26 protein-coding genes are annotated in these 24,878 nt (G+C 28.4%); 10 read left to right on the top strand and 16 right to left on the bottom strand.

Annotated features, from left to right (window positions below; genetic code table 11):
• The first annotated feature begins 223 nt into the window (after positions 1-223).
• Positions 224-475, top strand: coding sequence for a hypothetical protein (locus ABIV_RS03330; RefSeq protein ID WP_129088486.1), 252 nt, complete (start codon positions 224-226; stop codon positions 473-475).
• Positions 476-478: 3 nt separating this feature from the next.
• Here ABIV_RS03330 and ABIV_RS03325 read toward each other — a convergent pair whose 3' ends face one another.
• From ABIV_RS03325 to ABIV_RS03310, 4 genes are all read right to left on the bottom strand, one after another.
• A complete protein-coding gene (locus ABIV_RS03325) occupies positions 479-1,564 on the bottom strand; it encodes an ATP-binding response regulator (RefSeq protein WP_114838547.1) in 1,086 nt (361 codons plus the stop codon).
• Positions 1,565-1,629: 65 nt separating this feature from the next.
• On the bottom strand, positions 1,630-2,880 hold the full coding sequence (locus ABIV_RS03320) for an NAD(P)/FAD-dependent oxidoreductase (RefSeq protein WP_114838546.1): 1,251 nt from the start codon (positions 2,878-2,880) through the stop codon (positions 1,630-1,632).
• Between the two features lie 102 nt (positions 2,881-2,982).
• On the bottom strand, positions 2,983-3,447 hold the full coding sequence (locus ABIV_RS03315) for a hypothetical protein (RefSeq protein WP_114838545.1): 465 nt from the start codon (positions 3,445-3,447) through the stop codon (positions 2,983-2,985).
• Positions 3,448-3,452: 5 nt separating this feature from the next.
• Positions 3,453-3,800, bottom strand: a complete 348-nt coding sequence (locus ABIV_RS03310; RefSeq protein WP_114838544.1) for a RidA family protein — start codon at positions 3,798-3,800, stop codon at positions 3,453-3,455.
• Positions 3,801-3,906: 106 nt separating this feature from the next.
• Between ABIV_RS03310 and ABIV_RS03305 the strand changes: the two genes are divergently transcribed.
• Complete coding sequence (locus tag ABIV_RS03305) at positions 3,907-4,173, top strand: hypothetical protein (protein WP_114838543.1); 267 nt, start codon at positions 3,907-3,909, stop codon at positions 4,171-4,173.
• Positions 4,174-4,193: 20 nt separating this feature from the next.
• Here the strand turns inward: ABIV_RS03305 and def are convergent, their stop codons facing one another.
• The 7 genes from def to ruvA form a co-directional block, all read right to left on the bottom strand.
• Entirely contained in the window at positions 4,194-4,727 is a 534-nt protein-coding gene (gene def, locus ABIV_RS03300) for a peptide deformylase (RefSeq protein WP_114838542.1), read from the bottom strand.
• A gap of 17 nt (positions 4,728-4,744) precedes the next feature.
• Positions 4,745-5,233 (bottom strand): HIT family protein, encoded by a 489-nt coding sequence (locus ABIV_RS03295; protein ID WP_114838541.1) that lies wholly within the window; start codon positions 5,231-5,233, stop codon positions 4,745-4,747.
• 60 nt (positions 5,234-5,293) lie between these two features.
• Entirely contained in the window at positions 5,294-5,647 is a 354-nt protein-coding gene (locus tag ABIV_RS03290; RefSeq protein ID WP_114838540.1) for a four helix bundle protein, read from the bottom strand.
• A gap of 43 nt (positions 5,648-5,690) precedes the next feature.
• Positions 5,691-7,139 (bottom strand): Mur ligase family protein, encoded by a 1,449-nt coding sequence (locus ABIV_RS03285; protein WP_114838539.1) that lies wholly within the window; start codon positions 7,137-7,139, stop codon positions 5,691-5,693.
• A complete protein-coding gene (locus tag ABIV_RS03280; protein ID WP_114838538.1) occupies positions 7,139-7,858 on the bottom strand; it encodes an alpha/beta fold hydrolase in 720 nt (239 codons plus the stop codon). Before ABIV_RS03280 ends, ABIV_RS03285 begins: the two co-directional genes overlap by 1 nt.
• Before the next feature lies 1 nt (position 7,859).
• On the bottom strand, positions 7,860-8,894 hold the full coding sequence (locus ABIV_RS03275; protein ID WP_114838537.1) for a D-alanine--D-alanine ligase: 1,035 nt from the start codon (positions 8,892-8,894) through the stop codon (positions 7,860-7,862).
• 137 nt (positions 8,895-9,031) lie between these two features.
• Entirely contained in the window at positions 9,032-9,595 is a 564-nt protein-coding gene (ruvA, locus tag ABIV_RS03270; protein ID WP_114838536.1) for a Holliday junction branch migration protein RuvA, read from the bottom strand.
• A 95-nt stretch (positions 9,596-9,690) separates the two neighbouring features.
• Here ruvA and ABIV_RS03265 point away from each other — a divergent pair, with 95 nt between their 5' ends.
• On the top strand, positions 9,691-11,880 hold the full coding sequence (locus ABIV_RS03265; protein ID WP_114838535.1) for a methyl-accepting chemotaxis protein: 2,190 nt from the start codon (positions 9,691-9,693) through the stop codon (positions 11,878-11,880).
• 24 nt (positions 11,881-11,904) lie between these two features.
• Here ABIV_RS03265 and ABIV_RS03260 read toward each other — a convergent pair whose 3' ends face one another.
• The 3 genes from ABIV_RS03260 to ABIV_RS03250 all read right to left on the bottom strand — a co-directional run bounded on the left by ABIV_RS03260 (position 11,905) and on the right by ABIV_RS03250 (position 14,286).
• Complete coding sequence (locus ABIV_RS03260) at positions 11,905-12,270, bottom strand: hypothetical protein (RefSeq protein ID WP_114838534.1); 366 nt, start codon at positions 12,268-12,270, stop codon at positions 11,905-11,907.
• 95 nt (positions 12,271-12,365) lie between these two features.
• On the bottom strand, positions 12,366-13,430 hold the full coding sequence (gene truD, locus ABIV_RS03255; protein WP_114838533.1) for a tRNA pseudouridine(13) synthase TruD: 1,065 nt from the start codon (positions 13,428-13,430) through the stop codon (positions 12,366-12,368).
• 31 nt (positions 13,431-13,461) lie between these two features.
• Positions 13,462-14,286: a thiamine-phosphate kinase gene (locus tag ABIV_RS03250; RefSeq protein WP_114838532.1), complete on the bottom strand. Its 825-nt coding sequence runs from the start codon at positions 14,284-14,286 to the stop codon at positions 13,462-13,464.
• Positions 14,287-14,370: 84 nt separating this feature from the next.
• On the opposite strand from ABIV_RS03250, the gene ABIV_RS03245 reads away from it, so the two are divergent.
• The 7 genes from ABIV_RS03245 to ABIV_RS03215 all read left to right on the top strand — a co-directional run bounded on the left by ABIV_RS03245 (position 14,371) and on the right by ABIV_RS03215 (position 23,269).
• Positions 14,371-14,757: a class II SORL domain-containing protein gene (locus tag ABIV_RS03245; RefSeq protein WP_114838531.1), complete on the top strand. Its 387-nt coding sequence runs from the start codon at positions 14,371-14,373 to the stop codon at positions 14,755-14,757.
• Positions 14,758-15,077: 320 nt separating this feature from the next.
• Positions 15,078-17,126, top strand: a complete 2,049-nt coding sequence (locus ABIV_RS03240; RefSeq protein ID WP_114838530.1) for an ATP-dependent helicase — start codon at positions 15,078-15,080, stop codon at positions 17,124-17,126.
• Between the two features lie 80 nt (positions 17,127-17,206).
• A complete protein-coding gene (locus ABIV_RS03235; RefSeq protein WP_114838529.1) occupies positions 17,207-17,515 on the top strand; it encodes a hypothetical protein in 309 nt (102 codons plus the stop codon).
• An 82-nt stretch (positions 17,516-17,597) separates the two neighbouring features.
• Positions 17,598-20,231, top strand: a complete 2,634-nt coding sequence (locus tag ABIV_RS03230) for a valine--tRNA ligase (RefSeq protein WP_114838528.1) — start codon at positions 17,598-17,600, stop codon at positions 20,229-20,231.
• A gap of 24 nt (positions 20,232-20,255) precedes the next feature.
• Entirely contained in the window at positions 20,256-21,017 is a 762-nt protein-coding gene (locus ABIV_RS03225; protein ID WP_114838527.1) for a hypothetical protein, read from the top strand.
• Between the two features lie 83 nt (positions 21,018-21,100).
• On the top strand, positions 21,101-22,363 hold the full coding sequence (locus tag ABIV_RS03220; RefSeq protein WP_114838526.1) for a serine hydroxymethyltransferase: 1,263 nt from the start codon (positions 21,101-21,103) through the stop codon (positions 22,361-22,363).
• Between the two features lie 60 nt (positions 22,364-22,423).
• Positions 22,424-23,269, top strand: a complete 846-nt coding sequence (locus ABIV_RS03215) for a methylated-DNA--[protein]-cysteine S-methyltransferase (RefSeq protein ID WP_114838525.1) — start codon at positions 22,424-22,426, stop codon at positions 23,267-23,269.
• A 9-nt stretch (positions 23,270-23,278) separates the two neighbouring features.
• On the opposite strand, the gene ABIV_RS03210 is transcribed toward ABIV_RS03215, so the two are convergent.
• Entirely contained in the window at positions 23,279-24,046 is a 768-nt protein-coding gene (locus ABIV_RS03210) for a sulfite exporter TauE/SafE family protein (protein WP_114838524.1), read from the bottom strand.
• Between the two features lie 61 nt (positions 24,047-24,107).
• The gene (locus ABIV_RS03205) at positions 24,108-24,818 is read right to left on the bottom strand and encodes a hypothetical protein (RefSeq protein WP_114838523.1); all 711 of its coding nucleotides are present in this window, start codon (positions 24,816-24,818) and stop codon (positions 24,108-24,110) included.
• Positions 24,819-24,878 lie beyond the last annotated feature (60 nt).

Here is a 24,878-nt window from a genome sequence, read left to right as displayed (position 1 = left end):
GCACTCTAACCATTTTTATGGACGCGGATTATAACTTAATCTTAGTTAAATGTCAAGTATTATGGGGTTTTGATGTTTTTTTTAACTATTTTATTTCCTTTTAAAAAGGATAACTATGTATGTTTTACTATATCTTTTAAGTAATTCTAAAGTTAATGGCTACAGATTGATTACAACTTTTTATAGTATACTTCATAAAAAAGTTTTAAGGAATTTTAAAATTATGAAGAAACAAATTGTTGTAGGTGGTTTCTCAAAAGAACAAAGAGAAAAAGAGTTAGAAAAGATAAAGAAAAAGTACTCTAAGAAAGGTTATAAGTTTTTAAACTATCTTGAAAATGGAGCATTAAAATCAGTAGCAGTATTTGAAGTAGATGAAGCACTTATAAAAAAAGAAAAAGCTACTAATCTTATTTTACTTGGTATATTTTTTATGGCTGTTGCAGCTATTATGTACTACAAAGCAAGTGTGTAAGTTTTAACTTACATACATATTTGGTATTTTGATTTTTACACAAACTCCTTTTTCTTTTTCTATTTCCATGTTTTCTAAACTTATTTGTGCATTTACTAAAAGCATTAGTGATACTTTTGAAAGGAAAAGTCCTAAGCCTCGCCCATTTAATGATTTATCTGAATGATATAAATCAAATACATTTTCTAAAGTTTCAGCTTCAATACCACCTGCATTATCACAAATTTTTATATTAAGAAAATCATTATCTTGATATGAAGTTATTAAAATTTTTCTCTTATTTATACTATTTTTTTCGAACTGTTCATATGAGTTTTTAATTATACTTTTAATAATATTTTTAAACTCTTCATAATCACTTTTTATATGAAGATTACTTTGTATATCAAGTTTTATTTCATCTTTTATGACATCTTTAAACAACTCTGTTAAAGAGAAATCTCTTGTACTTTTACGTTCTAAGAGAGTATTAAATTTATTAATAGTAGAAGATAAATAGGTATTTTCTTTTTCTATATTTTCTAAGTTTGTAGTTAAAATATCATCTGTTAATTTATTCATTTGAGAATATATTCTAAGTTTGCTTGCTATTGAACCTATTCTAGAAAGAGGTTGTCTCCATTGATGAGAAATCATAGAGACAGTCTTTGCAATAAGAATATCTTTTGCTTGTTCTTTTATTATCTCTTCTTTTCTTTTGTTTTCTAATTCAAGGAAGTATGGCTTTAAGATAGAATCTATATTCTCTTTTAAAATAATACAATCGATAGGTTTTTTCATAAACTTATCAATTCCTAAATTAATAGAATCTAATAAATACTTTTCATCACTTACTGCTGTTGTAAAGATAATAGGAGTTTTTTTATTAATACCTTTAATTTTTTTTACAAGTTCTATACCATTCATCTTTGGCATATCAATATCAGAGATAACTAAATCAACTCTATTCTCTTTAAAAAAGTTATAAGCATCTTCTCCATTAAGAAAGTTATAGACACTATAATTAAGTTTTCTTAATAGCGTAGAAATAGTTTCATTTACAACTTCATCATCTTCTACATACATTAAATTAATATTATTAACACTCATTTGAATACCTCTTTATATAAAGAAAAGTATATTAAGAAAAGGTACTAAAAAAGTGTTAAGCTATATTAATATTGATAAAATCCTGAAAATAAAAGTATGTCATCATTTTTTGCATTTGTTTGGTTGAACTCAACTAAATCCCCAATTATTTCTCCAATTGAAGGAGCAAAAGTCATTCCAAGCCAACCTAAGCCCATGGCATAAATAAGATTAGAATAGTTTTCATCTCTTCCTATAAGTGGAATATCATTGGGAGTAAGAGGTCTAAATCCTGTCCAAGTCACTTCATCTTTCATCTCAAAAGGAATACTATACTCTTTGAAGTTTCTTTTGATACTATCTATTTGTCTTTGTACTACAGTTGGGTCATCACTTCCAAGTTCTAATTTAGAAGTTAATCTTACGTCATTGAACCTTGGGGTCATAACAATAAATAAATCATTAAATAGTGTAGATGTTTTGGGTTTTAATTCTTTAGGCATATTAAAAGTAATACTATATCCTTTTGCAGGTGTTAGCATTAGTTCTTTATTTCCTTTTTTTGCTAAGTTGGTTTTATAACCCGTTGACATAACAAAAGTTTCGGCTTCATAAAAATTTCTATTTTGAGAGAGTATATATTTTACTTTATTGTTTTCATATTTTATATCTGTAATCTCTTCATTTAATATAAACTCTACTCCAGACTCTTTTAGATACTTTTTAAGTCCAAGCATCAATTTTTTTGGGTCTATGTGAGCATTTTTTTTAAATAAAATTGCCCCTTCTATTTTATCATTGGCAAAAGGAAGATACTCTTTAATTTTTGCTTCATCAAAAATTTCAAATCTATCTTCTTCATCTATATAATTATATTTTTCAAGCTTCTCTTTATAGGTGTGTTTTTGAGTAAATACTGAAAGCATACCTTTATGATGAAAATCAAAATCTATACCCTCTTTATAAACTAAATCTTTATAGATATCAAGAGAGATTTGTCCATACTTTTCAAAAAGCATCATTGTCTTTTTGGTACGAACTTCATTTGCACTTTGTACAAATTTATATAACCATCTATATAGTTTTAAATCTAAGCCTGGATGAAAGATAACAGGAGATTGACCTTTTAACATCAGTTTTAAAGTATTCGATACTACATTTGGGTAACTTAAAGGTGTTTTATCAAAAGCAGATAAGAGTCCAGCATTTCCAAAAGAGGTTGCATTTTCAATAGTACCTTCATCTATTACAGTAACTTGTCGTCCTCTTTTATGAAGATTGTAAGCACACATAAGTCCAACTATACCACCACCAATAACAATTACATCTTTTTTCATAGAAGTATCCTTTAAAAACATATGATGAAATCATACAAAAGAAAAGTATATATTTTAAAAAAATTTATATATAGTTTATTTTATTAAAGATAGAATAATCTTCTATCTTGCTTTATACTCTATTATTTTTACTATTATAGGAAAAGTTTTATATGAGTTGGATTTGGCAATCTCTTCTAAAGTTTGTTCTTTTGAACTAATTAAAAGTTTATGTTTTTTAAATACTATTTCAAGCTCTTCAAACTCCAAATCAAAAATAGTACAAAGTTCTTCTAGGTTTTTTGTTTCTAAAGAATCAAGCAATTTATCCATATCACTATCAAGGGTAACTTTTTTATTTTTAGAAAAGATATTGAAAAACTCTTGAGTTAGTTTTTTTAATTTTTTTCTTCTTATTATAATATGTATTAAAGTTACCACAAGTAGAGCTATTCCTGCTACTTTATGTATAAAAATAGTATCAACAGAGATAGAACCTATATAAAACTCATAGGCAGTATATGTTAATAAAAACATTAATACTATTAGAAAAACAATTGTTAGATACTTATAGATAACTTCAAACATCTTAGTTATTTTTTAGCTGCTGTAAAGATAATCTCTACAAGAGTATTATGACTTGCCATATTTGCTTCAACACAAGCTCTTGCAGGTTTTTCATCAGAAATCCAAGCCTTCCAAACTTCATTAAAAGCATCAAAATCTCTATAAATATCTTTTAGGCAAATCTCTGCTCTAAGTAAGTGATGTTTATCTGTTCCTGCTTCTTTAAATCTCTCTTCTGCTATTTCTAAAGCTCTTTTAGCTTGAATTTTAATATCTAACTCTTTATCATCAGATACAATTCCAGCAAAATAAATCGTACCGTTGTGTTCTACAATTCTGCTCATTTTTTCATTTATTATTTTTCTAGTAATCATTTTGTGTCCTAAAAACTTTTATTTAAAAGTATATCATCCTATGTTAAAGTTAACCTAAGTATTGAATATATAAAGATATAATAATTAAAATAGAAAAAGGGACAAAATGTCAGAAATAAAAAAAGAGTTATATGAACTTGTTACAAATACCATGATACCTGAAGTTGAAAACTATATTGAAGATTTACATAAACTTATTGAAAATAATGAACAAACAGATGAGACACTAGAAGAAGTAAGAGACATGGAGTCTTTTTTAGTAGAACTTCAAAATATTCTTTTAGCAATTGATGAAAATAAAATAGAAGATGAACAAGCAAAAGAGATTCTTGAAAAAATCAATAAAATGATTGAAGAACATAGTGAACATTAAAGTAGAAAGAGTAATTCTTACTACTTTATAGTTTTAAAATAGACCTCTTCTGAAACTATCTCTTTAGAGTCTTCGACTCTATCTAAATAAACTTTTCCTATTAAATGATCATATTCATGTTGAAATATTCTTGCTACAAAGTCTTCAAAAACAACTTTTGCTTTTGTACCATCTAATTTTGTATATTCAACTTCTATAGTTTTATGCCTAGGAACTAAAGCTCTAATACCTGGAATACTCAAACAACCTTCCCAATCTTTTTCTATGATTTCTGATTTATTTATAATTTTGGGATTAATAAGTATCTCATCTTCCATAAGTGGAGCATTTGGATACCTATCATTTGGGTGTGAAGAGATTATAAGTATTTGATAACTTTCAAAGATTTGAGGAGCGGCAAGACCAACTCCCCTACTTCTCTTTACACAATCAAGCATTTTCTTTATAACAGTTAATATCTCTTTTGAGTTTATATTCTCTACTTCCTTGGCTTTTTCTCTTAAAACTTTTTCACCAAGTTTTGCTATCTCACACTCTTTTTGTTTGAAAAACATTTAGATCTCTTTTATTTTTATTCAAAATACTTTGAAGCATTAGCTTTTAGTTTATTAAATATCTCATCAAACTCGGCAGGGTAAACTCTTGTTCCCCCAACAGTAGAGATAAAATTTGTATCTCCTATCCATCTAGGAAGTACATGATAATGTACATGCTGTTCTATTCCAGCACCTGCAGCTTTACCTAAGTTCATACCTATATTTACACCTTCACAAGGCATAACTTCTTTTAATAGTTTTACTGCTTGTCTAGCTCTTTTTGAAACTCTCATCCAAATCTCTTCTTCTAACTCTTCTATCTTATCAGTATGAAAATATGGAATTACCATCATATGCCCTGGAGAGTAAGGAAACTTATTCATAACTACATAACATAACTCATCGTAAAAAAGAACTTGATATTTCTCTTCATCTTTGTTTTTTGCTATATGACAGAACACACACCCTTCTATTTTTTCTTCACTAACATAAGAGTATCGCCAAGGTGCGTATAGGTGTTCCATTATATTTTTCCTTGAAAAATAAATGAATAGTGAACAGTGAATAGTGAATAATATTTTAAATTAAACATTGTTTTCCTTAGCAGTTTTTATACTTGAAGTTAATATTTTTAACAACTCTGTTAAATCAGGACTTATACTTTTATGCATTTTATCATTTATGTATGAAGAGTCTTTTAATAAATTTAACCAATAGTTAGTTTCATTTGCTTCTTTAATAGAAATATGTAATTTAGAAATAAAGTCAGACTTTGATTGAGCATACTCTGACTCTGCTATTAGTGCACCAATTGCTGTACCACTTCTTAGTATCTGTTTTGATAAAATAAACTCTTTTTTCTCTTCTTGTAAATATTTAGTTAAATTTACAATTCTAAGAGCAAAGTCATAAGATTTATTTTTCAAAACATTATTCATTGTTCACTATTCCTTATTCATTTAATTTTATATAAGCATTTGCTTATATAAAATTAGGTGCATCATTTGCAAAAAGGATTAAATCTCCTGCTTTTGTAACAGAGGCTAAAGTCTCTTCAAGTTTTGATTTATCTTTTAATACAAATACTTTATCTTCATCAATATTTGAACTTAAAAGATGAGAGTTTAACTCCCCTGTAATAATTGCTAAATCAAACTTTTCATTTATCTCTTTTGCAAGTAAAATATTTGCTTCAGAAGTTGATTCCACTAGACCTGGAGTGATAATAACTTTTCTTCCTTCATGCTTAGTACAAATATTTATAGCTTCAAGCATACCTTCAAGATTTCCATTAAAACTATCATCAATGATTATCTTTCCACCAGCTTCTATTTTTTGAAGTCTATGTTCTACTTGTGGTAAATCTTTTATTGCAAGTTTTATCTCATCTATAGTCATACCAAGTTCATATGCTACAAGGATTACAGCTGTAAGATTTATGGCATTAAAACTTCCAAGAACTGGTGCATGGAAATGTTGTTGTTCTCCATCAATTAAGATATCAAACCAAATACCATCAAGATTTGACATAGTTACGTTTAGATTATCAGGAAATTTTGTAATCTCTTCATAATCTTGTTTTAAAGGAACTGATTCATGTACAAAACCTCTTACCATTTTTGGAGACCTTAATATTTCCATTTTAGTATGAATAATATTTTCTATAGTTTTAAAGTATTCAATATGCTGTTCTCCAACACTTCCTAAAATACAATATTGAGGTTCTAAATACATAGTAATCTCTTCAATATCTCCCTCTTGTCTTGCCCCTGCTTCAGCAATATAGATTTGTGTATCAAGAGGTAAATCTCTATTTACATCAAGTACAATTCCTGCAATTGTATTTACAGACCTTGGAGTTTTATATACTTTATATTTTCTTTTTAATACATGATATAAATAGTTTTTAATAGAAGTCTTTCCATATGAAGCAGTAATAGCTATAGTTCTTAAGTTAGGAATTGCTTGAAGTCGTTGTTTTCCTTTGTGTTTAAAAGAGATAAAAAACATCTTTTCTATTAAGTATGTAATACCAAGAGTTAAAATAATAGGTACAAAAATAGCTGTTGCATGACAAGATTCACTTAAAATACATAATAAATGTAGGGCAAAAGTTACAAATAAAAGTACAGATAAAAATCTTTTAACTCTTGAAGTTAAAACTAAAGCCCTATCAAGTTTTTTATTCCAAAGAACAAAACTTGTCATATATATTAAATAAAAATAGATAGAGAAATATAAATCAGGTAAAAGATGAAACAGTACAACAGGAGAGGCAAAATATGTGATATGCCACTGCCATTTATGATGTTTGAAGATTACTCTTTCTAACTTATAGTTATACCATTGTAAATTTGTAATTAAATACCAACCTAAAGACATGATTAGTAAAACATGTGTAAATATATAAAAGTATTCTAATATTTCCATTATTTCAGTCCATTTTCAATTTTTTCACAAATATCTTTTGCATGCTTTAAAAAGAAATAGTGGTCACCTTCATAGGCAGTAAAACTACTATTTTTTATAAGCTTGTGGATTTTTTCTCCAGCAGGAAGTGTTGTAGCAGTATCTGCTTTCCCCCAAAAAATCATAGCATTTTTTTCAAAAGATTCAAAAATAAAAGTAAAATCTTCATCAACTACATTTTTAAAGGTCTCATACATCTCGTGACTCATCTGCTTTACATCATCACTTCTAAATGATTTAGTAATTTTTCTAAGACCTAATTTATTAAAGATTTTTGCAAAACAGATTTTTGTTTTTACTTTTAGGCTTTTTTCTTCTAAAATTCCAGCTGTACTTAAAAGTATAAGATTTTCAGGATTCATAAGTGTTGCAACTTTTCCACCAAATGAGTGTCCTGCTATTGCTACAACATTTGTATTCAAAGTCTCTATAAATTTTTTTATAATTAGTGAATAATCTTTTGTAGTAAGAACATAATTATTTGAACTCTTACCAAAACCTGGCATATCAATATATATATGTCTAAACTCATGTAAGTATCTTCCAAAAGCTTGTTTCATAATCTCTTTATTTGAACCCCAACCATGAAGGATAACAATATCCTTCTTTTGATTTGGGTTAACTATCTCATAAGAAATATCAAATTTTCTATCTAAAACTTCAATGCTTTTAGAAGCCAAATTATTTACCTTTTGATGCTTGGATTTTATTTACATATTCGTATGTAATTTTAATATCTTTTTGTTTTGGTAAAGATTTAGCAAGAGAAGTTAATACTAAATTAAAATCTTCAAATAGATAATTTGCCATAGAACCAGGGATTGGGTTTATCTCATTTAAATATACTTCATCCTCTTGTACAAAGAAATCACATCTAATAAGTGAACCCTCAAAAGTGTTATTATAGATTGCTTTAAAAGAGTCTCTTATTCTATCTTTAAGCTCTTCACTAATATTAGCTTCTAAAGCTTGTGATGTTCTAGTAAAATCTAAATATTTTTTATCAAAGTCTAAAAACTCTGCTTTTTGTGGTTCTTCAATTATTGAGAAGACAAACTCTCCATTTACTTTTGTACCTGCTAAGTTATACTCTTTGATTCCAGAAATAAATGGCTCAACAATTACTGCTTCATCAAATTCAAAAGCTACATCAAGGGCATAATCTAATTCTTCTTGAGATTTTACAATTGAAACTCCAATAGAACTACCTAAAGTTACAGGTTTAATAATTACAGGGAAAGAGTGGATTTCTACTTTATCATTTTTAGTGAAGTATTTATAATCAATAGCTTTTACACCTACACTTTGAGCATAACCTTTAGTTAAAAACTTATTGAAACTTACACTACAAGCACCTTTTCTAGGACCAATATAAGGAATATTTGCAAACTCAAATAAAGAAGCTAGAAGTCCATCTTCTCCATCTCCTCCATGAGTAATATTTAAAACAACATCAAGGTCAAAAGGTTTTACTCCAAACATAGCTTTTTTAGAGAAACCTTCCTTAGAGAAGTTTAAAATATCACATTTTTTATATTCACCACTACTAAATAGTTTTGATTTAATTTTATCTGTTGGAATATGATAAAACTCTCTGTTTGTATCACAAAAAATATAAACTAACTCATCTTTTAAAACATCTTTCATAGCAATTGCTGAAACAATTGAAATTTCATGTTCATATGATTTACCACCAAAAACTATTCCTATTTTCAACTTATCTCCTTTTAAATGTCCCATTTAAAAGGGACCATTTCATAATAACTACTTTTTAGCAGGATTTATAAAAAATCCTTAAAAGTATAAAAACTCTAAAGAAAGCAACGAATTGCTTTTATCTTAATATTCTATTACTATTTTTGTAATTGTTTAAGTGCTTGTTTTACTAAATCACTTGTATTTGTACCTGTACAAGCTTTTAGAACTTTTGATACTACATCTTTTTTGAAACCTAATGATTCTAAGGCAAGAGCTGCTTCTAAAGTAGCATTGGAACCTGAAATAGAATCAGCAGAAGCATCTTCAACTATAAATCCTGATAATTCCACTAAAATTCTACTTGCTCCTTTTGGACCAATACCTGGAACTCTTTTTAACATTGATACATCATTTTCACTAACAATTTGTGCAAATGAACCTGGAGTAAAAGTAGAACAGATAGCTAATGCTACTTTTGGACCTACTCCATTTATCTTAATTACAGTATCAAATAATTTTTTTTCGTTTGGATCTAAAAAGCCATAAAGAGTTTGAGAATCTTCTCTAATAATATGAGTTGTATGAAGTTTTACTCTCTTATCAGCAATTTTTGAACTACAGTTTACAGATACAAAAACCTCATAAATTAGACCATTTACATTTACATGTAGATGCGTTGGTTCCTTTTTTTCAATACTTCCTTCAATACCTATTATCATCATTTTCTTTCAAAATTCTAAATTTTAATTGCTTTTTATATACAATAAATAATATTCATTATATAATATTGAAGCTTAATATCAAGGTTGTGTTGATGATTGATTTGATAACAAAAAAAATAAGTAATAAAATAATAGTTTCACTATTTATTTTAATGTCTCTTTCGAGCTTAATTGTAACATATATGACTACTGAACAAGTAAGAGAAGACTCCATTGCAACAACTAAAAAGAATTTAGATATGTTAAATACTGCGGTATTTCAAAGTTTAAGAAATGCAATGAACACGGGTGTTCCTGAAACAATTAAACAAGCAGAAGATGATGCAAGACAAATAGAAGGTGTAAAAAAACTTATAATTGCAAAAAGTCAACCTCTTATTGATATGTATGAACCTGGTGCAAAGTTTACTACTGACCCAGATATTTTAAAATCGTTTAAATCAAAAGAAAGCCAACTCTTAGAGACTGATGATGCAGAAGGTCATAACTTAAGAATGATTAAACCTATGATTGCTGCACAAGAATGTCTAATGTGTCATGCAAATCAAAAAGAAGGTGATATTATTGGTATTATGGACCTTACTTTTTCACTTGCTGAATCTGATGAAAAAATCAGTACTTTAGTGATAGAAATCTTAACTAGTTCTACAATATTTGGATGGATTACTATTGGTTTAATTTTTATAATTGTAAAAAGAGCTACAAAACCTATTGGAACATTAAAAGATGGTTTTGAAAATCTACTTAAATCAAATGACCCAAGTATCAAATTAGAAGTTCAATCAAAAGATGAAATAGGAGAAGTGGCAAATCTATTTAACTCTTATATGGATAAAGTAAGAGAAGGATTGAAAAAAGATGAAATAGTTATAGAAGAAGCAAATGATATTTTAGAGAAAACTGGAAATGGTTTCTTTGTATATCAAGTACATTCAACAGCTGCAAACCCTTATGTTGAAGATTTAAAAAATAAATTAAATACAATGATTAATCATACAAAAGAGACTCTTGATAGAATTAATTTAACTCTTAAAAACTATTCTGAATCAAAATTTGATTATAAGATTAATGATAAAGGAATCTATGGAGATTTAGGTTCACTTGCTGCTGGTATTAAACTTGTTGGAAATAATACATCGGAAATTTTAGCAATGATTATGAATACAGGAGACTCTTTAAAAGAGAGTACTCATACATTATCAACTGCTTCAAATAAACTTTCGACATCATCATCTCAACAAGCAGCATCATTAGAAGAGACAGCTGCTGCACTAGAGCAAATTACTGCAAATATCAAAGGTAATACGGAAGCTTCGGTAGAGATGTCTAATTTAGCTAACTCAGTTACTAAATCTGCACAAAATGGACATTCATTAGCAAATGAAACAGCAGTTGCAATGGATGACATCAATGCGCAAGTAACATCTATTAATGAAGCAATCGAAGTTATAGACCAAATTGCATTCCAAACAAATATTCTTTCATTAAATGCTGCTGTTGAAGCTGCAACTGCTGGTGAAGCAGGTAAAGGATTTGCTGTTGTTGCTGCTGAAGTTAGAAACTTAGCAAGTAGATCAGCAGAAGCTGCTAAAGAGATTAAAGAATTAGTTGAAAGAGCTACTCAAAAAGCAAATGATGGTAAACAAATTTCTGATAATATGATTACTGGTTATGAAGAGTTAAATCAAAATATCAAATCAACTATTGAAAAAATTGAGCAAGTATCAAATGCTTCAAAAGAGCAAGAAAGAGGAATTGTTCAAATTAATGACGCAGTTAGTTTATTAGACCAAGCAACTCAACAAAATGCACAAGTTGCAGAACAAATTTCTAAAATGTCAACAAATATTGCTGATATGTCTAATTCTTTAGTTACTGCTGCTTCAAGAGCTAGTTTCTTACAAGAAGCTAGAGAAGAAGTTTGTAATGTAGATTTAGTATATGATACTGCAAAATTAAAAGTAGATGTTCTTGAATTAAAAGATAGTATCTATTCAAAACTAGGTAAATATGAAAAATGGAATACATCTTGTTGTGACACAGTATCTATATGGATTAAAGAGTATTTAGAAATTAATCCAAATTGTGATTACACAGCAATTGAAGAACTAGAAAAATTAAATATAAGCCTAAAAAATAAACTTCAAGAGCTTGTAGATGCAAATGCTGCTAAAGCTGCTAATGAAGTATTAAATGAAAAAGCTAAAGCAGTAGAGATTGAATCTTTAAGAATATTTGGAACACTTAATAAGCTAAAAAAAGAAGCTTGTAAGAATAAATAAAAAGGTTTAAAAAACCTTTTTATTTTAGTTAGCTGTCTGCATACTTTTAATTAATGCTTCCAACTCATCATCAGAAACTACATCACAAGACTCATTTCCTGATATATGTTTAGCAGAAGAAGCAATATTATACTCACTTGAGTCAATATTGTTTGTTTCACAAACATGATTTACAACTCTTTCAATTTTTTGTCTATGTAAGTCTTGGTGCTGTAATAGACCGAAAGAATTAGAAATCAGTTCTTGAACCTTTCTTGCTTTATGTAATGGAATATCAAGTTCAGAAATAAGGTTTTCTACATTCTCTAAATTTTCATAAATAGAAACTGCATTATTCTCTGATTCTTTAATTACATCACACAAGTCCTTTATTAGATCCTCGTACGTCATAATATAACCTTTTAACAAAAGTAAGAAAAGTGTATCTTATTTTTCCTTAATAATGTTATGAGTAATTAATTATTTATAACCATAAAAAAGATATTTTAATGAATTACCTCAGCAATAAATTCAGTTGCATAAGAACCTTTTGGAAGAGTAAATTGTAACTCCATCCAATTCTTTTCTTCTTTATATTCTGTCTCTACTTCTTCAGGAAAAACCCATGCAAACCTTCTACTTCCATCCTCTTTAGTATCAAAATCAAACTCTTTTTCTATTTCAGAAGCTAATCCTTCTGCTTTTTTAACTCTCTTCCCACAAAGAAGACCAGTTGCAACTCTATCTCTTGCAAAAAACTTTTCAGCCTCTTCTTTTAAATTTTCTACATGAAAAATTTTTCCATAAGGATAATGACTCATTAAGTCTCCTGGAATAAGTTTGAAAGGGTGTTCTTGTTGTTTCATCTCTTTTACAACATCTAAAGGTAGTTGAAGTTTCTCATAAATTTCATTTGCCTTAAAAGAGTCCACAAGTTTTGAAATCTCTATTCTTTTTGAAAGCCAGTTATTAAAAATATAACTTTGATAAGAGTTTATAAACATCTGTTTTAGTTTTCTATTTCTCTCTTTTAACTCACCTTTTATAATAGCTTCACCTTTTTTATAATTATCTCCATCAATTCCAAATCTTTGAAAACCGAAATAATTTGGCATACCAAAAGATACAATACTTTCTACAGCTTGTTCTATTTTTTTAGCATCTATTAAATTAACTCTTTTTAATCTAATAAAAAACCTATTACCTTTTAAATGCCCTACTCTAATTTTATTATTATGTTTTGTTACTTCTAATATTTTTATTTGCTCATGGTTAAAATTATTTAATTTTTCTTCAAACTCTTTAGGAATAGAAATATGTTGAATAGTCATTGCATTTTTATCTTTTAGACCTGCATATCCTATATCTCTACTCTTACAACCTAAATGTTCAGAAAATATTCTAACTGCATCCCAAGTTGTTAAATCTTTCTTTCTAAATTTAACAATTAGATGGTCTCCCTCTCCACTAAACTCATAAAGAGGTATCTCTGTTACTACAAAATCATCTTTACTTTGTTTAAATACAACATCTATTTTTGAATGGTTTAAATACCTTTGTAACTCTTCCAATAATTATCCTTTTATATGTATCCCAATTATATTAAAAATGATGATTTGCACACTCACAACTATATTTACCCTTTACAGCTTTTGCAAATATAGTTAAAGGTACATCATATTTTTTAGCTATTTTTTCTATTTTCTCTTTATATTTTTCTTCAAAAGAAAAAAGTAATTCATACTCTTCTCCTGAACAACCTATCTCTTTATCAATTTTATAAAAAAACTCAAAACCTACACTACTTTGTTTAGACATTCTTTCAAGTTCAAAAAATAGACCATCTGAAATATCCATAGAGGCATTTACATATTTTGAAATTTTATAAAAAAACTCTCCATGAAGTTTTGGTCTTATAAATTTTGACTCTTTTGAAAGCTTTTCTTTCTTGAAAAGTTTTTCTAAATCTCTTTTTGAAGTTCCCAAAGTTCCTGTATAACAGAGTAAATCATCTTTTTTTATTCCACTTCGTAAAATTGGTTTTTTTGTTTTTGAAATAATTGTTACAGAGATATCAAGCTTCTCATTTGAAATTGTATCTCCACCTATGATTTCTAAATTAAACTCTTTTGCAACCTCTTTAAAACCCTTTGCTAAACTTTTTAAATCACTCTTTGTATAATCTTTTGGAATAGCAACAGTTAATAAGGCATACTTTGGTTTTGCATTCATTGCAATTGCATCAGATATATTTACAAGCATTGCTTTTCTCGCAATTTGCTTTAAACTCATCCACTCTTTTTTAAAGTGTACATTTTCAAAAAAAGCATCATTGCTATATACCCATTTACCTATTACTGCACCATCATCACCAATAAGTTTAGTATTACTAATAAATTGTTTTATAAAAAAGTCTTCTTTATTCATAAGCGTGATAATATCATAATTGTTCTTGCTTTCTATTTTAATTATTTTTCTGTATAATACGCCATTATATATTAAGGAGAAGAAATGCCAAAAATTAACAAATATGTTGATATAGATACTGTAGAAAGAGAAGCAAAAAAAGATTTAATTGATAGACACTCGCCATTTATCCACTGTAATGAAACTGCTACAAAAGGTGAGCCTTTTGAAGTAACTGTTAAAATGGGAAATGAATATACTCATCCAGATGATTTTGATCACTATATTGAATCTGTTTCATTATTTAATGGAGAGACTTTATTAGCTAAAGCTACTTATGTTCCTGGAACTTTAGGAAATGTAAAAGCACACAACACTACAACTTTTACTATTATTCCAACTTCTAAAAAATTAAATCTAGTTGCTCACGGATACTGTACTAAACACGGTATTTGGGAATCAACTCCTGTTGAAGTGTCTGTAGCTGAGTAATCTTTACAAAGCAAAAAGAGTAAAGCAGCTAGCTTTACTCTAAAAAACTCAATAAATTAATAAAAAAACTCTCACATTAACTCTTTGTTAACTTTTTATTTTACTTTAGTTAATACTCATCTATTATAATTTTCTTATGGATTAAGAAGATTGCGAAACTTCTTACTTTAAAATTGCGAATTTTTTTAAAGTTTTCCAAAACTTATTTCCTTGTGTGTAAAAAAGCTCCTTCTCCTTGGGAGCTTTTTTTTTGCTCAAAAAATAAGTATCATTATGCTAATATTCGCCCAATGAAAATACTACTAAAGAATATAAACTAAATGCCCCTATCTAATTTAAATAAAGAACAACTCGAAGCTGCAACCTGTGAAAAAGGCTTTAATCTTATTATTGCTAGTGCAGGAACAGGTAAAACCTCAACTATTGTTGGAAGAATTGCAAACTTAATCAATAATGGTGTACAACCAGATGAAATTTTATTATTAACTTTTACAAATAAAGCTGCTGCAGAGATGGTACAAAGAGTTGCTAAATTTTTTGGAAAAGATATGGCAGCAAAAATTATGGCAGGAACTTTTCACTCAGTTTCATATAAATTATTAAAACAATTAAATAAAAATATTACACTTAAACAACCAAATGAATTAAAAACTCTTTTTAAATCTTTATATGAAAAAAGAGTATTTTATGAAAGAGAAGATGGAGTAAATCCTTATGATGGTGGATATTTGTATGATATGTATTCACTATATCTAAACTCTAATGAAGGTGAAAGTTTTGAAGACTGGATTAAAAATAAAAATCCAGACCATGAATTATATACAGCTATTTATGAAGATGTTGTTTTAGAGTTTAATGAGCTAAAAAGTAAATATGGTTATGCAAATTTTGATGACTTACTTACTATTATGCTTGATACTTTAAAAGAAGAAGAGTTTGATTTTAAAGAAATCTTAGTGGATGAATATCAAGATACAAACCCTTTACAAGGAAGATTACTTGATTCTTTTAGACCAAAATCTCTATTTTGTGTAGGAGATTATGATCAGAGTATTTATGCTTTTAATGGTTCAGATATTGGAATTATTTCAACTTTTTCTACAAGATATCCAGGTTCAAAAGTATATACGTTAAGAAAGAATTATCGTTCTAGTAAACCTATTTTAGACCTTGCCACAAAAGTTATAGAACATAATGAAAGAATCTATGAAAAACAACTTCAAGTAATGAGAACTGATGTTTCAATTCCTCCAAAATTATTGGAATTTACTGAACTTTTTGCTCAATATCATCATATTGCAGAAAAGATTTCTCAAAGTTCAACTTCACATAGTGATATAGCTATTATTTTTAGGAATAACTCTAGTGCAGATGGAATTGAAGCAAACTTAAGAGAATATGGAATTCCAGCAAAAAGAAAAGGTGGAATGTCATTTTTTGATTCTGTTGAGATTAAATTTGTACTTGATATCTTAGTAATGCAACTCTCTCACAATGATATGATGGCTTTTATTCATGTTTTAGAACATGGAAAAGGTATTGGAAAAGCTATTGCAAAAGATATTTTTGATGCCTTAGTAAAATTAGGTCATGGAGATGTATTTAAAGGTCTATTTACTCCTGATTCAAGCATAAATAATCCTTATCAATCAAATCGTGTAAAAAATATTCAGCTAGGTCTTTTTGATGATTTTATAGAACTTGGAAGTGTTTCAAAATTTAAAGATTGTGGTTTTGAAGAAGCCTTTTTATCAAATCCTATTTTAAAGCATCCAAAACTTTCTGTTGATGGAGCAAAATATTTATATGACTTCTATCTTCTAATGAAGCAAATTAGAAGAACTAAAGTGCCTGATTCTTTAGTATCTTCAGTTACTTCATCAATGATGTATTCAAGACTAAAAGAGTCTTTAGCTACTAAAAGAGCTACACAAAAAGATGGAAATGTAAATATAATTCAAAAAACAAAAGCTCTTGCTAAAATAAATAGAAAAGTGATGCTTTTAAGAAATCTTGCAAGAAATTTTCAAGACCTTTCTAAATTTGTAAACTCTATGATTTTAGGTGGTGGAGAGATGAGTGAAGGAGAAGGAGTAAATCTTCTTTCAGTTCATGCTTCAAAAGGTTTAGAGTTTAAAGAAGTATTTGTTATAGACCTTATGGATGGAAGATTTCCAAATAGAAAACTTATGAGTAAAGGTGGAAGTATCGAAGAAGAGAGAAGACTTTTTTATGTAGCAGTAACAAGAGCAAAAGATGTTTTATACCTTAGTTTTGCAAAATATGACAAGATTAAAAAACTTGATTTTGTTTATTCTCCATTTTTAAAAGAAGCTGGTCTTATAAAAAAAGAGCATCCTGAAGAATAAAACTTTACTTAAATACGTGACAAAGATGTGACATTTTTTAGCTAATATATTTCCGTTAGAGAATTTGAGGGAAAAATATTATGCTAAAAAGCAACTATTCAATTAAAAAACTACTAGATAATAATTCAAATCAAAATGATATAAGAAGAATAAAAAAAATTTTAAAAGATGAAAAAGTAAGAGAACAACTTACTCTAAATGAACTTTTAAAAGCCAAGAACTCTGATGAAACACATATTAAAAAACTAAATTCTTATCTACTTCAAATCAAAACAAATATTTCAAAATTAAATTTTTTACTTGAAAAACTGAATGTACAAAGAAAAATACCTAAATTGAATATTTCAAGCCTAACTCAATTAAGAAATGAGAATAAAAGCTTTTTATAGTATTACCTTAAATAAAACCTTTTTTAGATATAATCGCGAATATTTTAAATAAAAAAATGACTTAAACTAATAGGAAATTTTAATGAGCGGAAAATACGAACCAACAAAAGTAGAAGATAACTTTTATAAAATCTGGGAAGATAGAGGTTATTTTGAAATTGATGGAAACAAAGAGATTCAAGAATTTGATGAAAATGGAAAGCCAAAAACTTTCTCTATCATGATGCCTCCTCCAAATGTAACAGGAAGCTTACATATTGGACATGCTCTTACATTTACTTTACAAGATATTATTACTAGATTTAAAAGAATGGATGGCTATAAAACTCTATGGCAACCTGGAACTGATCATGCTGGTATTGCTACTCAAAATGTTGTTGAAAAACAATTATTAGCTGAAGGTACAACAAAAGAAGAGATAGGTAGAGAAAAATTTTTAGAGAGAGCTTGGCTACAAAAAGAGACTTCTGGTGGAAATATAGTTCACCAAATGAGAAAACTTGGTGTTACTCCTGCTTGGAAAAGAGAAAGATTTACTATGGATGAAGGTTTACAAGAAGCTGTAAAAGAGGCTTTTGTATCTTTATACAATGAAGGTTATATTACTCAAAATAACTATATGGTAAATTGGTGTACACACGATGGAGCACTTTCTGATATTGAAGTTGAGCATGAAGAGATAAATGGTAAATTTTATCATATGATTTATAAATTTGCTGATGGAAGTGGAGAAGTACAAGTAGCAACAACAAGACCTGAAACATATTTTGGGGATACTGCTATTATGGTACATCCAGAAGATGAAAGATATAAAGATATTGTAGGAAAAGAAGTATTACTTCCACTAACAGATAGAAAAATAAAAGTTATTACAGACTCTCATGTTGATATGGAGTTTGGAACAGGTGTTGTTAAAGTAACTCCTGCACATGACCAAAATGACTATGAAGTTGGAAAAAGACACGATTTAGAATTTATTAAAGTATTTGATGAAAAAGGTATTTTAAATGAATACTGTGGAGAGTTTGCAGGTTTAGAGAGACTAGAAGCAAGAGAACCTATCGTTAAAAAACTTCAAGAAGAAGGTTATATTGTAAAAATTGATGAACATAATCATCAAGTGGGACACTGTTATAGATGTAAAAATATTGTTGAACCTTTTATTTCTCAACAGTGGTTCTTATCTGAAAAAGTAGCACAAAGTTCAATTGAAAAAACAAAAGCACATAATAATTTCCACCCAGCACATTGGATTAATTCATATACTGCATGGATGGATGAATTAAGACCTTGGTGCATCTCAAGACAATTATGGTGGGGACATAGAATTCCTGTATTTACTTGTGATTCTTGTAATCATCAATGGGCAGATAAAAATGATGAGCCAGAAGCTTGCCCTAAATGTGGGAATAAACACTATACACAAGACCCTGATGTATTAGATACTTGGTTCTCTTCTGCTTTATGGGCTATGTCTCCATTAGGATGGGGAAATAATGGAAAACTTCCAGAACTTTATAATGAAAAAGAGGATATGAAAGATTTCTATCCAAACTCTTTATTAATTACTGGATTTGATATTATGTTCTTCTGGGTTGCGAGAATGATGATGATGGGGGATCATTTCCAAGGTAAATTACCTTTTAAAGATATTTATATGCACGCACTTGTAAGAGATGAGCATGGAGCTAAAATGTCTAAATCAAAAGGAAATGTAATTGACCCACTTGATATGGTTGAAGAACATTCAGCTGATATTATTAGATTTACGCTTGCATTCTTAGCAGTTCAAGGTAGAGATATTAAACTAGGTGCTAAAAACTTAGAGCAGTTTAGAAACTTTACAAATAAACTTTATAACGCAGCTAATTTCTTAACATTAAATGTTGATACTTTTGCAGATTTAAAAGATATTGAAATCAATACAGCACTTGGAAAGTATATGCAATCAAGACTTTCAAAAGCAGTAGAAGATGTAAGAGAGGCTTTAGAGACATTTAAATTCAATGAAGCAGCATCAATTTTATATAAATTTGTATGGACAGAGTTTTGTGACTGGGGAATTGAGTATTCAAAAGCTTCAAAAGAGTCTATCTCTGAATTAGGAGCTATTTTCAAAGAGACATTAAAACTTGTTTCTCCATTTATGCCATTTATTTCTGATTTCTTATATCATAGATTATCGGGAACTTCTTTAGATGATGGAGCAAAATCTTTAATGGTAACAAACTTCCCTAAAGATATAAAACAAGATAAAGAGACTGAAGCTATGTTTGCTATTATTGAAGAAGCAATTACAGCATTAAGAAGAGCAAAAGTTATTATTGATATGGGTAACTCAAAAATTGCTAAAGCATATATCAAATTAGACTCTAAAATTGATACACAATTAGCAAAACCATTTATTGAAAAGTTAGCAAAAGTTGAAGAAATTGAGTTTGTAAGTGCTAAAGTTGAGAACTCTATTACTGATGTATCAGATAACTTAGAGGTTTATTTACCAACTTCAGAGATTGATATGAGTCCAATCATTGATAAACTAACAAAACAAAAAGAGAAAGTAGAAAAAGAAGTTGCAAAACTAAATGGAATGCTTTCAAATGAGAGATTTGTAGCAAATGCACCAGAGGCAGTTGTTGCAGAAAATAAACAAGCATTAGAAGATGCAAAAACAAAACTAGAAAAAATTGAAAATGAGTTAAAAGCTATTTCTTAATAGCCTTTAACTAAAAGGTAATAGATGGGATTTAAAAGTTTTTTATTAATTATATTATTTACACTTTTTTTTACAGGATGTATGCCTAAGCAAGATGATGTAAAAAATGTATTTCAATCTGATTCAGCAAATATAATTAAAAGAGACTATCAAAAAAGTCAAAAACTTTTAATCTCATTTAAACAAAAACTTGATAAAAGAAATCCTAAAGCCTATGACAAAGCTTTAGAACAAAAAATTTATGATTTAATTATAAACTCTGAAAAAACATTACACTTAAAATATAAGAATAGAATTCTTGAAAACTATAAAGACTATTTACAACTAGCTTTTAGTAAAGATTTTATTTCTGCTAGAAATGATTACTTAATTTTAGGACTTTATTACTCTTTATATGAAGCTTATGATATAAAAAGTGGACATAAAATAATAGCTTTAGAGTATGAAAAAGAGAAACTTCATAAACTACATAAAAATCTTCAAATTTTAAAGTGGAAAATAAAAGTAGATAGAGATTTAAATAATGAATATCTATTTTTAACTTGGCAAAACAATTGGCAGATTGAGCTTGAAAAAAAACTAAATAATAATGAAGAAATTTCATATGATGATATTAAAAATTTAGCTTTTATAAAAAATGGTAAAGAAAACTTACTTAGCCGTTCAAATTTTACTTTTGAAGTGATTTTAACCCAAATGATTTATAATGTTGAAAATAGCTTATATGCCTTAGGTGAAGAGCCAAAAAAACTTGCACTTGATGCAGTATTCTTCTTATTTATATAATAAAATTTAATTTTAGCAATATCTGGATTGTTATAAATTTTTCTTTGTGTTATACTTCTTAAAATTTTTTAAGAGGTGAGACTATGAGCTACGTAACAGAGGCAAGATTAGAGCAAGCAGATAAAGAGATCTATGATATCATAGAAGCAGAGTTAGAGAGACAAACAACACACTTAGAGATGATAGCAAGTGAGAACTTCACAAGTGCAGCAGTAATGGAAGCAATGGGTTCTGTATTTACAAACAAATATGCAGAAGGTTATCCATATAAAAGATATTATGGTGGATGTGAGTTTGCTGACAAAGCAGAGCAATTAGCTATAGATAGAGCTTGTGAAATTTTTGGATGTTCTTATGCAAATGTTCAACCACATTCAGGAAGCCAAGCTAATGGTGCAGTATATGCAGCATTATTACAAGCAGGAGATAAAATTTTAGGTATGGATTTATCTCATGGTGGACACTTAACTCATGGTTCAAAACCATCATTTTCAGGGAAAAACTATCAAGCCTTCTATTATGGAGTAGAACTAGATGGTAGAATTAACTATGATAGAGTATTAGATATTGCAAAAATCGTACAACCAAAAATCATAGTATGTGGTGCTTCAGCATATGCAAGAGAGATTGATTTTAAAAGATTTAAAGAGATAGCTGATGAAGTAGGAGCTATTTTATTTGCAGATATTGCACACATTGCAGGATTAGTAGCAGCAGGAGAGCACCAATCTCCATTTCCATATGCAGATGTTGTAACAACTACAACTCATAAGACTTTAAGAGGTCCAAGAGGTGGTATGATTATGACAAATGATGAAGAGATTGCAAAGAAAATCAATTCAGCTATTTTCCCAGGATTACAAGGTGGGCCATTAGTACATGTAATAGCAGCAAAAGCAGTAGCCTTTAAAGAGATTTTAGATCCATCATGGAAAGAGTATGCAAAACAAGTAAAAGCAAATGCAAAAAAACTAGGAGAGGTATTAGTTTCAAGAGGATATGATATTGTATCAGGTGGAACAGATAATCACTTAGTATTAGTAAGCTTTTTAAATAAAGATTTTTCAGGGAAAGATGCAGATGCAGCATTACAAAATGCAGGGATAACAGTAAATAAGAATACAGTACCAGGTGAGACAAGAAGTCCATTTGTTACAAGTGGTGTAAGAATTGGTTCTCCTGCATTAACTGCACGTGGAATGAAAGAGAAAGAGTTCGAATTCATTGCAAATAAGATTGCTGATATTTTAGATGATATTAATAATACTGATTTACAAGAGCAAATCAAGTTAGAGCTTAAAGATTTAGCTAATAACTTTGTTATCTATAATAACCCTACTTACTAATATTTTGAGAGTTAAAGTGGTATAATACTACCACTTTAACACAAAGCATCAAGGTATTTTATGGAAAATAAACTTTTAGAAAAAAATGAAAATTATAAAAGAATTGAAAAAGTTATAAAATATATTGATGAAAACTTCAAAGAACAACCCTCAATCGATACAATTGCCCAATATATAGGAATGAGTAAATACCATCTTATTCGTGTATTTAAAGAGTATGTTGGAGTAACTCCAATACAGTTTTTACAATCTGTTACTTTAAATTATGCAAAAGAGCATTTAAAAGAATCAAAATCTATTTTAGATAGTGCTTTAGATATTGGTCTTTCAAGTCCAAGTAGACTTCATGATTTATTTGTAAATATAATTGGAGTAACACCTAAAGAGTATAAAGAGTTAGGTCAAAATGTTCAAATAACTTATGGTTATGGGAATACTCCTTTTGGAAATGCAATTGTAGCTACAACAAAAAGAGGAATTTGCTACTTAGGTTTTTATGATGAAGCTACAAAAGAGTCTGTTTATACTAGATTTAAAGAGGTTTGGGCAAATGCAAAGTTACAAGAAGATAATAAAAGTGCGGATGAGATATTAAATAGTATTTTTATAAAAAAAGATAAAAAATTTAATCTTTATGTTAAAGGTACAAACTTCCAAATCAATGTTTGGAAAGCACTTATAAATATTCCTGATGGCTCAATTACGACTTATGCTGATGTAGCTAAATACTTAAATAATCCAAAAGCTGTAAGAGCTGTTGCTAGTGCTATTGGGTCTAATCCTATTGGGTTTTTAATCCCATGTCATAGGGTATTAGGAAAAAGTGGAGCTATGACAGGATATAGATGGGGAATAGAAAGAAAGAAAATCCTTGTTGCATATGAGGCAATCAAAAATAAACAATAAACAAAAGGATTAAGAGACTATTATCTTAATCACATTTGCTAAAAGCATAAAAATAAGTACTGTAATTAGTACCTTTTTAATAAACTCTTCTCCACCTTTTATAGCATAATGACTTCCCACATAAGAACCTGCAATATTAGCTAAGCCCATAGGAAGAGCTACTAACCAGATTATTTTACCAGCAAAGAAAAAAGCAAATACAGAACCAACATTTGTAGCAAAGTTTAAGGGTTTTGTTGAAGCAGTAGAAACTAAATAATCAAGATGTAAAAACTTTTTCATTGAGATAGTTAAATAAGTTCCTGTTCCAGGACCTAATAAACCATCATAAAAACCTATAGGTGCAGTTGCAAGAATAATATTCTTTTTATTTACCTCTGTTTTCTCTTCTTTTATTGCTTTACTCTTTTTTAACATAAAAAAAAGTGCTACAGGAATTGCTAATAAAATTGCCCATTGAATAACTACATCAGGTACATACATTACTAAAGAACTTCCAATATATGAAGCTATAAGACAAGGAATAATTGCAATACCAACAACTTTCCAAGATATTTTTTTGCTCATTGCATATTTTATTGTTGCCATCGATACACCTAAAACAGAAGCTACTTTATTACAAGCAAGTACAAAAACAGGAGGAATACCACTAAATAAAAGTACTGGAACTTGAATCATTCCACCTCCACCTGCAATGGCATCAATATATCCAGCTATAAAACCTGTTAAAATAAAAATTAAAATCCATGTAGTAGTTATATTATCTAAAAATTCCATAGTGCTATTTCCTTAAAAGGAAAAATTATAGCACTATTTTTGAATAAATTGGTGTTAGATTTTAAGAAAGTTTTGCTTTTATTGCTTGAGCGTTAAGATTTGATTCTGCTTTATAAGTCTCTTCTAACTTTTTTTGTTCTTCATAATACTTTTCAAATAGGTCTTTAAATTTTGAGAAAACTGATTTTAATTCAGGAGAAGTATATGACATTGGCTCAGGATTTAATATCCTATCAAACATTTTTAAAATAGTATTATAATCTTTAACTGTATCATCATAAACAGGTTTAAATTCACCATTATTATCAATAATTATTCTATCTGGTAAACCTATTAAAAACATAGCTTTAAATCTTTCCCCTTCTTCCATCTCATTTAAAGAGGCAACTAAAGCTTTCTTTTCCGTATCTGGCATATTTACAGGAATCATACTAGCAGTTTGTGCTAACCCCACATCTGTTGTTCCATTTTGGTCAAAATCAAATCTTTCATAATGATGTACTAATAAGTTATAAGCACCTTCATTTGATAAACTATTGGTTTTTATTGGGTCTGCTAAGCCTACATAGTATTGAATAGTTGATAACTCCTCTTCACTAAGAGAGTTTAAAAACTCTTTTGCACTAGAAAGGTTTACTCTACTATCTTTAGCTTCTGCATAAATTTTTTCAAAATCATCTTTATATTCTGCTCTTGTAGCAGTAAAGTCACTATGCATTTTAAGTTCTTTTACTATTTCAACATGTTTTGCATAAGAAGGTGAAAGTTGCATTTTATTTTCCTTTAAGAGCTTAAAAATATTTTACTTTATTATATTTTTATTCTCTTAATT

It is taken from the genome of Halarcobacter bivalviorum, assembly GCF_003346815.1.
Taxonomy (GTDB): Bacteria; Campylobacterota; Campylobacteria; order Campylobacterales; family Arcobacteraceae; genus Halarcobacter; species Halarcobacter bivalviorum.
The sequence above is the reverse complement of the archived record's forward strand: the minus strand, read 5'-3'. Positions and strand labels throughout refer to the sequence as shown.